Origin of the sequence: Aeromicrobium flavum (assembly GCF_007992115.1) — a bacterium.
Taxonomy (GTDB): domain Bacteria; phylum Actinomycetota; class Actinomycetes; order Propionibacteriales; family Nocardioidaceae; genus Aeromicrobium; species Aeromicrobium flavum.
In genome coordinates this window covers 1-12,775 of the sequence record NZ_BJZQ01000015.1, presented here as the reverse complement: position 1 = coordinate 12,775, position 12,775 = coordinate 1, and the positions used below count along the sequence as shown (strand labels likewise).

Sequence of the window (12,775 nt, the reverse complement as noted above, 5' to 3'; positions counted from 1 at the left end):
TGCTGATTCTCGCGGTGCCGCCCGCCCGGAAGCGGGCGACACCGCGAGATCATGGCGTCATTCGTCCGCGGTGGTCGGCTGCTCGGTGGCGCCGGCAGCCACGCCGGGGTCGACCACGCCGACGACGGCGGGCCGCAGGACGCGGTCACCGACGCGGTAGCCGGTGCGCATCACCTGGGCGATGCTCTGGACCTCGACGTTCGGGTCCTCACCGGCGTGGAACACGGCCTCGTGCAGGTTCGGGTCGAACGGCTCGCCGACCTCCCCGAACGACACGAGGTCGAACTTGCCCAGCGTCGTGCGCAGTTGGTCGGCGACGGCCTTGAAGCCACCGGTCAGCTCGCCGTGCTCCTCGGCGCGACGCAGGTCGTCGAGCACGGTGAGCAGCTCGGTCAGGACCTTCTGCTTGCCGGTCTCGACCGCCCGAGGACGGTCGTCCTCGACCCGGCGCTTGTAGTTGATGAACTCCGCCTGCTTGCGCTGGAGGTCGTTCGTCAGCTCGGCGACCTTGGCCTCGAGCTCGGCGACGGGACCAGGGACGACCTCCGCTGCGGGAGCCTCGGCCTCGACGCCGCCGGCGGGCGCCTCCCCCTGGGGGGAGGTCGCCTCGTCGAACGGCTGCTCGGTCACTTCTGCTCACCCTCGTCATCGACGATCTCGGCCTCGACGACGTCCTCGTCGTCCGACGGCGCGTCACCGGTCGGGGCCTCGCCCTCGGCGCCCGCCTCGGCCGCCGCTGCGGCGTACATCGCCTCGCCCATCTTCGAGCTGGAGGCGCCCAGCTTGGTGACGGCCTCCTGGACGGCGTCGGTGTCGTCGCCCTCGAGGGCCGACTTCAGCGCGTCGACGTCGCCCTGGACCTCGGTCTTGACGTCGTCGCCGACCTTGTCGCCGTTCTCGGCCAGGAACTTCTCGGTCGAGTGGACCAGGGTCTCGGCCTGGTTGCGGACCTCGACGGCCTCGCGGCGCTTGCGGTCCTCCTCGGCGTACTCCTCGGCGTCCTTGACCATCTTGTCGATGTCGTCCTTCGACAGGGCGGACCCGCCGGTGATCGTCATCGACTGCTCCTTGCCGGTGCCCCGGTCCTTGGCGGAGACGTTGACGATGCCGTTGGCGTCGATGTCGAAGGTGACCTCGATCTGCGGCACGCCACGCGGCGCCGGCGGCAGGCCGGTGAGCTCGAAGGTGGCCAGCAGCTGGTTGCCGGCGGCCATCTCGCGCTCGCCCTGGTAGACCTGGATCGCCACGGACGGCTGGTTGTCGTCGGCGGTGGTGAAGACCTCGGACCGCTTGGTCGGGATCGTCGTGTTCCGCTCGATGAGCTTCGTCATGACGCCGCCCTTGGTCTCGATGCCCAGCGACAGCGGCGTGACGTCGAGCAGCAGGACGTCCTTGACCTCGCCCTTGAGCACGCCGGCCTGCAGGCTGGCGCCGATCGCGACGACCTCGTCGGGGTTGACACCCTTGTTGGGCTCCTGGCCGCCGGTGAGGCTCTTGACCAGCTCCGACACCGCGGGCATGCGGGTCGAGCCGCCGACCATGACCACGTGGTCGATGTCCTTGACCGTGACGCCCGCGTCCTTGATGACGTTCTGGAACGGCTTCTTGGTGCGCTCGAGCAGGTCGGCCGTGATCTTCTCGAACTCGGCGCGCGTCAGCGTCTCGTCGAGGAAGACGGGGTTGCCGTCGACGACCGTGATGTAGGGCAGGTTGATCGACGTCGAGGACGAGCTGGAGAGCTCGATCTTGGCGCGCTCGGCGGCCTCGCGGATGCGCGGCATCGCCATCTTGTCCTTGGTCAGGTCGACGCCGGTCGACGCCTTGAACTTGTTGACCAGCCAGTCGACGACCGCGTTGTCCCAGTCGTCGCCGCCGAGGTGGTTGTCACCGCTGGTGGCCTTGACCTCGATGACGCCGTCGCCGATCTCGAGCAGGGACACGTCGAACGTGCCGCCGCCGAGGTCGAACACCAGGATCGTCTGGTCGTCGCCCTTGTCGAGGCCGTAGGCCAGCGCGGCCGCGGTGGGCTCGTTGATGATGCGGCTGACGTTCAGGCCCGCGATCTCACCGGCCTCCTTGGTGGCCTGGCGCTGGTGGTCGTTGAAGTACGCCGGCACGGTGATGACCGCGTCGGTGACCGGCTCGCCCAGGTAGGCCTCGGCGTCGCGCTTGAGCTTCTGCAGCACGAAGGCGCTGATCTGCTGGGGGTTGAACGACTTGTCGTCGATCTTCGTCGACCAGTCGGTGCCCATGTGGCGCTTGACCGAACGGATCGTGCGGTCGACGTTGGTGACGCCCTGACGCTTGGCGACCTCGCCGGTCAGGACCTCACCGTCCTTCGCGAACGCGACGACGGACGGGGTGGTGCGAGCGCCTTCGGCGTTCGCGATGACGGTGGGCTCTCCACCTTCGAGTACGGCGACGACGGAGTTCGTCGTGCCGAGGTCGATGCCGACTGCACGGGCCATGGGTTCCTCCTGTGGTGCTTCGCTGGCGGCTGTGTTGCCTTGAAAACTGTGGGTCAGAAGACTTGAGTCATACGTTATCAACTTCGATCAAGCCGATTTCATTCCCCCGGGCCCCCGATCTCCGACCACGGTCTGACGACGCGGCTCCGACCGCCCCCTAGGCTCGTTGCTATGGAGGACGCCGAGGCGGTCGTGCCCGGGCGCCCGTGGCGACTGGGTCCGCGCGCGACCCGCGTGTTCGACCTCGTGTTCGCCGCCGCGCTCGTCCTCCCGGCGTTCCCGCTGGTCGTGCTCATCGGGACCACCGTCGAGCCGCTGGCCTTCAGCCTCCTGCAGACGGTGCCGCTGTTCTGGCGCCGCGGGCACCCGGTGGCGGTGTTCGCGTTCGTGGCCGGTGCGAGCGTGCTGCAGGCCGCCACGTACGACATGCCCACGTGGGGCCAGGTCGGCTTCCCGGCCGCGCTCTACGCCCTGGCCCGCTTCGGCTCGGCGCGCGCCGGCTGGGTGGGGCTGTTCGTCGGCCTCTGCGGCGCGGCCACCGCCTCGTGGGTGTGGACGTCGGCGCAGTTCGCGCAGTACCCGCCCGGCCTGGAGTACATCGACTACGACCTGGGTCTGGACGACCTGTCGCCCTACTTCTTCAGCATCGCAGCCATCGTCCTGGCCGCCTGGGCGCTGGGCACCCAGGGCCGGATCCGGCGCGCGTACGAGGCGAGCCTGGTCGAGCGCGGCCGGCGGCTCGCGGTCGAGGCCGAGCAGCGCGCGGTCCTGGCGGCCGCGCAGGAGCGCACCCGGATCGCCCGCGAGATGCACGACGTCGTGGCCCATGGCCTGTCGGTCGTGATCGTGCAGGCCGACGGCGCGCGCTATGCCGCCGAGAAGGACCCCGCCGTCGCCGTCCGCACGCTCGAGACCGTGGCGGCGGTCGGCCGGGACGCCCTCACGGAGATGCGGCGCCTGCTGGGACTGCTGCGCGGCAGCGACGACCCCGCCCTGGCGCCCCAGCCCGGGCTCACCGACCTGCCGTCCCTGGTCACCGAGCACGACCGGGTCGAGCTCGACCTGCCCGACCCCCTGCCCGAGGTGCCCGACGGCGTCGCGCTCACCGTCTTCCGGCTCGTGCAGGAGTCCCTGACCAACGTCCGCAAGCACGCCGGGCCGAGCGCCCGCGCGACCGTGGGCCTGCGCTCGGCGGCCGGTGCGCTCGAGGTCGAGGTCGTCGACGACGGCCACGGCGCGGCCGCGGCGGGCACGTCCGGCCTGGGCCTGCTCGGCATGCGCGAGCGGGTCGAGGTGCACGACGGGACGCTCGACGTCGGACCCGCGCCCGGAGGCGGCTGGGCCGTGCGCGCGAGGATTCCCACGTGACCGATCTGATCCGGGTCGTCCTCGTCGACGACCAGCAGATGGTGCGCGCCGGCTTCCGCATGCTGGTCGAGAGCCAGGACGACCTCGTGGTGGTCGGCGAGGCCGGCGACGGCGAGGAGGCCCTGCGGCTGCTCGCCGACGTGGCGGCCGACGTCGTGCTCATGGACGTGCGCATGCCCCACCTCGACGGCGTCGAGACCACTCGGCGGCTCGCGCCCGGCGCAGGCGGCCCGAAGGTCATCGTGCTGACCACGTTCGACCTCGACGAGTACGCGTTCGCGGCCCTGCGCGCGGGCGCCTCGGCCTTCCTGCTCAAGGACGCCACCCCGCCCGACCTGCTGGCCGCCATCCGCGCGGTGCATGCCGGCGACGCGGTGGTGGCGCCGTCGACGACGCGCCGGCTGCTCGACCACTTCCTGGCCGAGCCGTCGCGCGGACGCTCCCTCGACGGCGGGGCCGAGCGGCGCCTGGCGACGGTGACCGATCGCGAGCGCGAGGTGCTGACGCTCATCGCGCGCGGGCGCAGCAACCCCGAGATCGCCGCGGAGCTGTTCCTCTCGGAGGCCACCGTCAAGACGCACGTCGGCCGACTGCTGGCCAAGACCGACTCCCGCGACCGCGTGCACCTCGTGCTGCTGGCCTTCGAGGCCGGGATCGCCGGCTGACCGTGCGGGTCTTCCCGCCCGGGCCGATCACCCGTCGTCATACCGTGGTCTGACCCGAGGATCCGCCCCTGCGGCGATGTGACGGACCCGGCCGCGAACCTAGCGTCGAGGCATGACTTCGACCTCGACCCCGAGCCTCCTCCCGGGCACCTCCCGGACCCTCGCCGCCAGCGTGCGCGGACTGTCCAAGACGTACGGCGACGGCGACACCGCCGTGCACGCGCTGCGATCGGTTGACCTCGACCTGGCCCCCGGGCGGTTCACGGCCGTCATGGGTCCGTCCGGCTCGGGCAAGTCCACGCTGATGCACTGCATGGCCGGCCTCGACCGCCCGACCGAGGGCTCCGTGACGATCGCCGGCGTCGACCTGACGACGCTCGACGACGACCGCCTCACCCACTTCCGGCGCGACCACCTGGGCTTCGTGTTCCAGGCCTTCAACCTGCTGCCGATGCTCACGGCGCGGCAGAACATCCTGCTGCCGTTCGAGCTCACCGGACGCCGGATGGAGGACGGCACGGCCGAGCGGATCGAGCAGGTCATCGACGTGCTCGGGCTGCGCGACCGCCTCGACCACCGTCCGGGCGAGCTCTCGGGCGGCCAGCAGCAGCGCGTCGCGATCGCGCGGGCGCTCGCCGCCGACGCGGACGTCGTCTTCGCCGACGAGCCGACCGGCAACCTCGACAGCACCGCCTCCGCCGAGGTGCTCGCCTTCCTGCGACGCAGCGTCGCGGAGTTCGGCCACACCGTCGTCATGGTCACCCACGAGATGGACGCCGCCGCCTACGCCGACGACGTCGTGGTGCTGGCCGACGGTGGCATCCGCGAGCACCTCGTCGCGCCGTCGCGCGCCCGGGTCGCCCAGGCCCTCGAAGGCGGTGCCCGATGAGGACCGTCCTGTTCGCCTCCCTGCGGACGCACACCCGCCGCTACGTCGCGGCCCTCGTGGCGGTGACGATCGCCGTGGCCTTCGTCGTCGTGATTGACGCCCTGGGCTCCGGAGCGCGCAACGCCATCGCGGCCAGCGTCGAGTCCGCGTACCCCGAGGCCGACCTCATCGTCGGCGAGGAGTTCGGCCTGGCCGAGTCCGACCCGGTGCGCGTGCTGGAGGTGGCCGCGCAGCGCGGGGACGAGGCGAGCGTCATCGCCACGGCGTGGACCCGCGTCGACGGACCCGACGGCACCCTCGGCGACGACGTCGAGGTCGGCACGGTCGCCACCGACCCGGGCCTGAGGTCGACGAACGTCGTGACCGGTCGCGGCCCGATCGCGGACGACCAGGCGCTGGTGTCCCGCGAGACCGCGGCCAGCGCCGGCATCGAGCTCGGGGACCGCCTGACCGTCGGGACCGGACAGGCCACCCGGACCGTCACCGTGGTCGGGTTGACCGAGCGCTCCTCCTACCTCTCACCGGACGTCCACCTGACGTGGCCGGCCCTCTCGGCCCTCGACTCCGAGATCGTGGACTCCGTCGCCTACGCCGTCCGCGAGGGCAGCGTGGCGGAGGCCCGGGAAGCGCTGACGGAGGTCGTGGAGTCGCAGGTCCAGCTGCGGGACGACTACGTGAGCGCCCGCATCGTGAGCATGAACAAGGGGGTCGACGTCCTGGGCTACCTGCTGCTGCTGTTCGCCGCGATCGCCGGCTTCGTCGCCGTCCTGGTCATCGCCAACACCTTCACCATCCTGTTCGCCCAGCGCACTCGCGACTTCGCACTGCTGCGCTGCGTCGGAGCGACCAGGCGCCAGGTGCTGCGCTCGGTGCGCGTCGAGTCCGTGGCGTTGGCGCTCGTGGCCGCGACGACGGGCGTCGTCGGCGGACTGCTCGCCAGCCGGGCACTCGGGGTGCTCGCCCGGGCGCTCGCCGGCTCGGACAGCTTCGGCGACATCGACCACTCCCCCGGGTGGCTGGGTGCGGCCTTCGTCGGCGGCGTGGTGACCACCGTCGTCGCGGCGTGGCTCCCGACCCGGGCCGTGGTCAGGGTCAGCCCGCTCGCCGCCCTGCGTCCTGCGCAGGAGCCCAGCGCCCGCACGACGGCGGGACGCGTGCGCCTCGCCCTCGGACTCCTCGGCGCGGCCGCCGGGCTGGCCGCGCTCGTCCTGGCCCACCGGACCGAGACGGTCCCGCTGATGCTCGCCGGCGGCATGGTGTCGTTCGTCGGGGTGCTGCTGCTCGGTCCGGTGATCGTGCCGGCCCTGCTGCGCCTCGTCGGAGCCACGGCGGGCCGGTTCTCCGGACCGGTCCGCGTCGCCTCGGCGAACGCCGTCCGCAATCCGCGGCGCAGCGCCGCCACGACGGCCTCGCTCCTCGTCGGCGTCACCCTGGCCACCGCGGTGCTCACGGGCATGGCCAGCGGCCGCCAGTCGGTCGAGGCCGAGATGAACGCCGAGTACCCCGTCGACCTGGCCCTCAGCGGCACGAGCCAGGTCAGCCCGACGACCGTCGCGAAGGTGCGCGGGCTCGACGGGGTGGCCGCGGTGCTGACGCCTCCCGGCACCCGGGTGGAGACCGACGGCCCCACGCTGACGGTCGTGGCCCCGAGCGACGCCGAGCGCGAGCGCACCCTCGACGCGAGCGTCACCCGCGTGGGCGACGACGAGATCGTCTTTCCCGCCTCGTACGTGGCGAGCTTCGAGGAGGAGGGGGTCCCCGACCGCGTCACCGTCCGCACCGCCGCCGGTCCGCTGACCCTCACCGTGCGCACCGTCTTCGCGTCCTGGGGATCGGCCGCGGTCGTCTCGCCGGAGACCCTCGACCGGCTCACGCCGGCCGGCACGACGCGAGTGCTGTGGGTGATGGCCGACGACGGTGCCGACGCCCAGGACCTCGCCGGCACGCTCGGAGCGGTCGCCGGCGGTGCGGATCTCGAGGTCACCGACAACCTCGAGGACCAGCAGTGGGTGTCGCTCCAGCTGGACGTCCTGGTGTGGTCGGTCCTGGGCCTCCTGGGCGTCGGCGTGGCGATCGCGCTGGTCGGCATCGCCAACACGGTCGGCCTGTCGATCCTCGAACGGTCGCGGGAGCACGCGCTGCTGCGGGCGCTCGGCCTGACACGGAAGGGCCTGCGGCACACGCTGGCGGCGGAGGGGATGCTGCTGGCGCTGGTCGCGGCCGTGCTGGGCACCGCCCTGGGCACCCTCTACGCGTGGTTCGGCGTGGTCACGGTGGTCCAGTCGGCGTTCCCGGCCGCGGCCCTCGTGGTGCCGTGGGCCCAACTGGCCGCCGTGCTGGTGGTCGCCGCGCTCGCCGGCCTGGCCTCCTGCGTCCTGCCCGCCCGTCGCGCCGCCCGCATCATGCCCGCGGCGGGCCTCACGCTCGACTGACGGGAGCGCTGGCAGTGACGTTTCGGGGGTCGACACGCCGTGGGCGACCCCCGAAACGTCACGCCCAGCGCTTCCTCAGCGGGCCCAGCGCAGCTCGGCCGGGGCGCCGCCGGGAACCTGCGGGTTCATCGGCGGCACGGGAGCGAGGCGCCGGTAGGGCTCGCCGAGGGCAGGTCGCTCGTCGACCTCGCCGCGGTTGGGCCAGAACGACAGGGCCCGCTCGGCCTGGGCGGTGATCGTCAGTGAGGGGTTCACGCCGAGGTTGGCGCTGATGGTCGACCCGTCGATCACGTGCAGTCCCGGGTGGCCGAACATCCGGTGGTACGGGTCGATCACCCCACGCTCCGGGGAGTCGCCGATGACGCAGCCGCCGATGAAGTGGGCCGTCAGCGGCACGCCGACGAGGTCGGCGACCGATCCTCCGGCCACGCCACCGAATCGGTCGGCGAGGCGTCGCGCGATCCGGTGCGACACGGGGATCCATTCGGGGTTGGGCTCGCCCTCGCCCTGGCGCGTGGTCATCCGCAGCCCCCACGGACGCCGCTTGAGGAACGTCGTGACGGAGTTGTCGAGCGTCTGCATCGTGAGGATGACCAGCGACTGCTCCGACCAGCGCCGCGGGTCGTGCAACCGCCAGGCCGCCCGCCACCCGAGCTTGCGGTAGGTCCGCACGGCGGCCCGCCAGCGCGGCAGCCCCTCGACGGGGTCCACGAGGTGCGCGTTGAGCAGGCCGATGACGCCCGACCCCGGCCCGTACCGGACCGGCTCCACGTGCGTGTGCGGGTCGGGATGGAACGACGACGTGATGGCCAGGCCGCGGGTGTGGTCGGCCGCACGGTCACTGTCCCTGGCCGTGAGGACGGACTCGGAGTTCGTGCGCGCCAGCTTCCCGAGCATCGGCGAGATGCGCGGCAGCGAGCGCCGCCTGAGCCGGTGCAGCAGGTTCTGGGTGTTGAGCGAGTTGCCCGCGAAGACCACCTGCCCGGCGGTCAGGCGCCCGCGCTTCCACGCCGCCCCCGATCCCCGCGTGGACACGCGGTACCCGCCCCGGTGCGGCCTGACGTCCACCACCGTCGTCAGGGGGCGCACCTCGACGCCGGCCTGCTCGGCCAGGTACAGGTAGTTCTTCACAAGGGTGTTCTTCGCGCCCACCCGGCAGCCCGTCATGCACGCCCCGCACTCGGTGCAGGTCGTGCGGTCGGGCCCGCGGCCGCCGAAGAACGGGTCGGCCAGCGGCAGGCCGGGACGGTCGCCGAACAGCACGCCGACGTCGGCCTTGCGCACGGTGTCGGCGACGCCGAGCTCCTCGGCCATCTCGGCCATCCAGCGGTCGGGATCCGTCGAGCCGGGGTACGTGACCACGCCGAGCATCCGGCGCGCCTGGTCGTAGTGCGGTGCCAGCTCGTCGCGCCAGTCGGTGATGTGCGACCAGCGCGGGTCGTCGAAGTACTCGTCGCCGGGCTGGTAGAGCGTGTTGGCGTAGACGAGGGATCCGCCACCGACTCCCGCGCCGCTGGCGATCAGGACGTCGCGCAAGGGGGTGATCCTCAGGAGGCCGAAGCAGCGTGCCCACGGGGCCCAGAGGTAGTTCCGCACGTCCCAGGAAGTCTTCGCGAAGTCCTCGTCGGCGAACCTGCGCCCGGCCTCCAGCACCACCACCCGGTAGCCCTTCTCGACCAGGCGCAGCGCCGTGACGCTGCCGCCGAACCCAGAGCCCACGATGGCCACGTCGTAGTCGAAGTCCCTCACGCGACCTCACAGTAGGGCTCTATTGACAATCTGCCAATAGGGTCAAGAGACTGACCCCATGCCTCCGGCCCGCACGCGACTCGCCCCCGACTCCCGTCGGCGGTCGATCCTCGACGCCGCGGGGGTGCTCTACGCGACCCGGCCGTACGACCAGGTGTCGACCGCCGAGCTGGCCGGGGCCGCCGGGGTCACCCGCGGGCTGATCCACCACTACTTCGGCAGCAAGCGCGAGCTGTTCCTGGCGGTCATGCGCGAGTCGGTGATGATGCCCGATGCCGCCCTCCCCGACCTCTCGGCCCTGCCCCTGCCCGAGCGGGTGAGCCGCACGATCGACTGGATCCTCGACGCCGCCACCACGTACGGCCAGGCGTGGGTCGCCGCCTCCGGGGCGGCCAACCTGCACGGCGACTCCGACGTGCAGGTCGTGGTCGACGAGGCCGACGACCGGGCCGCCCGCCTCGTGCTCGACGCCCTCGCGCTCCCCGACGACGCCCGGCTGCGGGCCCGCCTGCGGCCGGTCGCCGCGTACGTCAAGGCGCTGTGCCGCGAATGGCTGGTGCAGGGCACCCTCGATCGCGAGACGGTGCACGCCGACGTCTGCGCCGCGGTCCTCACGGTCACCGGACAGGAGACGCCATGACGTCGATCGGGATCATCGGCACCGGCTTCGGCGGCATCGGCACCGCGGCCGAACTGCTGACGCACGGCTACGACGACGTCCGGCTCTGGGAGCGGGCCGACACCGTCGGCGGCGTCTGGCGCGACAACACCTACCCCGGGGCCGCGTGCGACGTCCCCGCTCCCCTGTACTCGTTCTCGTTCGCGCCGAACGACGACTGGTCGCGCCGCTACCCCGGCCAGGCCGAGATCCTCGGGTACCTGCGCCGGGTCGCCGACCAGTACGGCGTCACGCGTCGCACCCGCTTCGGGGCCCGCGTCGTGTCCGCCCGCTGGGTCGACGAGACCTGGCGGGTGACCTTCGACGACGGCACGGTCGAGACGGTCGACGTCCTCATCAGCGCGGTGGGCCAGCTGTCCGAGCCGAGCGCGCCCGACGTCGACGGCTGGGAGACCTTCGACGGCACCGTGCTGCACGCGGGTGCGTGGGACGACTCGGCCGACCTCGCCGGCCGACGCGTCGCCGTCGTGGGCACCGGCGCCTCGGCCGTGCAGATCGTGCCGCGACTGGCCGACGTCGCCGCCGAGCTCGTGGTGCTGCAGCGCTCCGCGAACCACATCCTGCCGAAGCCCGATGGGGGCTACGCGCACTGGTACCGGGACTTCGCGCCGGGCGAGCGGCGTCCCATCGACTGGATCACGCAACAGTTCTCCCGCGGGCTGGATCCCGACTCCGCCGTCGCGACCACGATCGAGAGGCTGGCCGCGACCCACCTGCGGGTGCGCGTCCGCGACGCCGACCTCCGCCGACACCTCCGACCTCGGCACCAGGTGGGCTGCAAGCGCATCCTGTTCTCGAACGACTACTACCCCACCCTGACCCGCGACGACGTCCACCTCGTGCCGCACGCGCTGACCGAGGTGCGCTCCGACGCGATCCGCACCACCGACGGCGTCTGGCACGCGGTCGACGCGATCTGCTTCGCCACCGGCTTCGACACCCAGGACTTCCTGCACGGCATCGAGATCGTCGGGCCCGGCGGCGACCTCCACGACACCTGGAGCGCCGGGGCTCGGGCGCACCTGGGCATCCACGTGCCCGGCTTCCCCAACCTGTTCCTGGCCTACGGGCCCAACACCAATCTCGGTGGCGGCTCGATCATCACGATGCTCGAGGCGCAGGCCCGGCACATCCGCGCCACCCTCGACCGGATGCGTCACCGCCGCCTACGCCGCGTCGAGGCCACGCCGGCGGCCGAGCAGCGCTGGGACGACCGGGTGCAGCACGAGCTCGCGCACTCGGCGTGGGCCTCGTGCACCAGCTGGTACCGCCACCCGGAGACGGGTCGCATCACGTCGAACTGGCCCGGCGGGACCTGGGCCTACGAGCAGGTCGTGGCGGACGTCCACGACGAGGAGTTCCTGTGGACCTGAGCAGCTTCCCCAGCGAGCCGTGGGACCTCCACGGCCACGGCCTCGTCACCGTCGGCCTGCTGCCGGCGGCCGGCCTGACCGCTCCGCCCGGCACCCGACTGGTGACCCTGCGGGGTCGAGCCGTCGTCGGCGCCGTCCTGCTGCGGTACACCGCGCCCAGCCCTCTGACGTACCACGAGATCATGGCGGCCGTCGTGGTCCGGCGCGGCCTGCGGTTCTTCGTGCACATCCCCGACATCTGGGTCGACAGCCCGGCGTCGCGCGCCGGCGGCCGCTCGCTGTGGGCCATCCCGAAGGAACTGGCCGAGTTCGAGGACCAGGGACTCACCGCCGTCGGCATCGCCGCCGCGTCCCTGCGGCGCATCCGCGGCACCCTGAAGGCACCCGCTCGGTTCCGGGTCGCCCAGGAGCGGGACGAGCGCACGCTCGTCACGCCGGTCCGCGGCGCGGCATCGGTGTCGCCCGCACGTGTCACCTGGACGTTCGACACCGACGGGCCGCTGGCTCACCTGCGGCACCTGCGCCCCCTGGCGCACGTGGTGATCCGGCGGTTCCACCTCGTCTTCGGTCCCGCCGAGCGCTGAACCGACGCCGCTCCACGGCTGCTTGAGGCGGCCGGGGACAATGGACGCATGTCCCCCCGTCGCCTGTTCCGCACCGTCGCCGTCGCCGAGGCCATCACCTGGGCGCTGTTGCTGACGGGCATGTTCCTCAAGTACGTCACCGACACCACGGAGCTCGGCGTCCGCATCGGCGGGATGCTGCACGGCGTCGTCTTCGTGGCGTACGTCGTCACCACGGTCGTCGTCGCGATCGACGCCCGGTGGAGCCTCAGGCGCACCGCGCTCGGCCTGCTCGCCGCCGTCCCGCCGTTCTTCACGATCTGGTTCGACCTGGCCAGCGAGCGCCAGGGCGCCCTCCCCGAGCGGTGGCGCCTGGCGACCTCCGATCCCGTCAGCCCCTTGGACCGACTCGTCGCGTGGCTCGTCCGCAAGCCGGTGCAGGGCGTGGCCGTCGGGCTCGTCGCGGTGGCGGTGCTGACCGGCGCCGCCCTCGTCGTCGGACCGCCCACCAGCTGACTCCTCAACGACGAAGGACTCTGCCTCCGGCCCGAGAGGGCGGGATGCAGAGTCCTTCGTCGTTGAGGCCGAG

The 12,775-nt window shown here is 72.4% G+C and carries 11 protein-coding genes; 8 read left to right on the top strand and 3 right to left on the bottom strand.

What is annotated here, in order from left to right; all coding sequences use genetic code 11:
- Nucleotides 1-57 precede the first annotated feature (57 nt).
- Nucleotides 58-630, bottom strand: coding sequence for a nucleotide exchange factor GrpE (locus AFL01nite_RS12530; protein WP_146828031.1), 573 nt, complete (start codon nt 628-630; stop codon nt 58-60).
- Nucleotides 627-2,468, bottom strand: coding sequence for a molecular chaperone DnaK (gene dnaK / locus AFL01nite_RS12525; protein WP_146828030.1), 1,842 nt, complete (start codon nt 2,466-2,468; stop codon nt 627-629). The genes AFL01nite_RS12530 and dnaK overlap by 4 nt, the downstream gene beginning before the upstream one ends.
- A gap of 171 nt (nt 2,469-2,639) precedes the next feature.
- Between dnaK and AFL01nite_RS12520 the strand changes: the two genes are divergently transcribed.
- The 4 genes from AFL01nite_RS12520 to AFL01nite_RS12505 all read left to right on the top strand — a co-directional run bounded on the left by AFL01nite_RS12520 (nt 2,640) and on the right by AFL01nite_RS12505 (nt 7,822).
- Complete coding sequence (locus AFL01nite_RS12520; RefSeq protein WP_146828029.1) at nt 2,640-3,836, top strand: sensor histidine kinase; 1,197 nt, start codon at nt 2,640-2,642, stop codon at nt 3,834-3,836.
- The gene (locus AFL01nite_RS12515) at nt 3,833-4,501 is read left to right on the top strand and encodes a response regulator (RefSeq protein WP_222593520.1); all 669 of its coding nucleotides are present in this window, start codon (nt 3,833-3,835) and stop codon (nt 4,499-4,501) included. Before AFL01nite_RS12520 ends, AFL01nite_RS12515 begins: the two co-directional genes overlap by 4 nt.
- 112 nt (nt 4,502-4,613) lie before the next feature.
- Nucleotides 4,614-5,390, top strand: coding sequence for an ABC transporter ATP-binding protein (locus AFL01nite_RS12510; RefSeq protein ID WP_146828028.1), 777 nt, complete (start codon nt 4,614-4,616; stop codon nt 5,388-5,390).
- Nucleotides 5,387-7,822 carry an ABC transporter permease gene (locus AFL01nite_RS12505; RefSeq protein ID WP_146828027.1) on the top strand — a complete coding sequence of 812 codons (2,436 nt, stop codon included), beginning with the start codon at nt 5,387-5,389 and terminating at the stop codon, nt 7,820-7,822. The genes AFL01nite_RS12510 and AFL01nite_RS12505 overlap by 4 nt, the downstream gene beginning before the upstream one ends.
- A 75-nt stretch (nt 7,823-7,897) precedes the next feature.
- On the opposite strand, the gene AFL01nite_RS12500 is transcribed toward AFL01nite_RS12505, so the two are convergent.
- On the bottom strand, nt 7,898-9,571 hold the full coding sequence (locus tag AFL01nite_RS12500) for an FAD-dependent oxidoreductase (protein WP_146828026.1): 1,674 nt from the start codon (nt 9,569-9,571) through the stop codon (nt 7,898-7,900).
- Between the two features lie 58 nt (nt 9,572-9,629).
- On the opposite strand from AFL01nite_RS12500, the gene AFL01nite_RS12495 reads away from it, so the two are divergent.
- Genes AFL01nite_RS12495 through AFL01nite_RS12480 form a run of 4 tightly spaced genes read left to right on the top strand, consistent with a single transcriptional unit; the run spans nt 9,630 to nt 12,702 of the window.
- Nucleotides 9,630-10,211 (top strand): TetR/AcrR family transcriptional regulator, encoded by a 582-nt coding sequence (locus AFL01nite_RS12495; RefSeq protein WP_146828025.1) that lies wholly within the window; start codon nt 9,630-9,632, stop codon nt 10,209-10,211.
- Complete coding sequence (locus AFL01nite_RS12490; protein ID WP_146828024.1) at nt 10,208-11,623, top strand: flavin-containing monooxygenase; 1,416 nt, start codon at nt 10,208-10,210, stop codon at nt 11,621-11,623. The genes AFL01nite_RS12495 and AFL01nite_RS12490 overlap by 4 nt, the downstream gene beginning before the upstream one ends.
- On the top strand, nt 11,614-12,207 hold the full coding sequence (locus AFL01nite_RS12485; protein WP_186813941.1) for an acetoacetate decarboxylase family protein: 594 nt from the start codon (nt 11,614-11,616) through the stop codon (nt 12,205-12,207). The genes AFL01nite_RS12490 and AFL01nite_RS12485 overlap by 10 nt, the downstream gene beginning before the upstream one ends.
- A gap of 48 nt (nt 12,208-12,255) precedes the next feature.
- A complete protein-coding gene (locus AFL01nite_RS12480) occupies nt 12,256-12,702 on the top strand; it encodes a DUF3817 domain-containing protein (protein WP_146828023.1) in 447 nt (148 codons plus the stop codon).
- Nucleotides 12,703-12,775: the final 73 nt, after the last annotated feature.

Coding starts and splice junctions, on each gene's coding strand:
- AFL01nite_RS12490 (WP_146828024.1), top strand. CDS start 10,208: ATGACGTCGATCGGGATCATCGGCACCGGCTTCGGCGGCATCGGCACC.
- dnaK (WP_146828030.1), bottom strand. CDS start 2,468: ATGGCCCGTGCAGTCGGCATCGACCTCGGCACGACGAACTCCGTCGTC.
- AFL01nite_RS12510 (WP_146828028.1), top strand. CDS start 4,614: ATGACTTCGACCTCGACCCCGAGCCTCCTCCCGGGCACCTCCCGGACC.
- AFL01nite_RS12505 (WP_146828027.1), top strand. CDS start 5,387: ATGAGGACCGTCCTGTTCGCCTCCCTGCGGACGCACACCCGCCGCTAC.
- AFL01nite_RS12480 (WP_146828023.1), top strand. CDS start 12,256: ATGTCCCCCCGTCGCCTGTTCCGCACCGTCGCCGTCGCCGAGGCCATC.
- AFL01nite_RS12495 (WP_146828025.1), top strand. CDS start 9,630: ATGCCTCCGGCCCGCACGCGACTCGCCCCCGACTCCCGTCGGCGGTCG.
- AFL01nite_RS12520 (WP_146828029.1), top strand. CDS start 2,640: ATGGAGGACGCCGAGGCGGTCGTGCCCGGGCGCCCGTGGCGACTGGGT.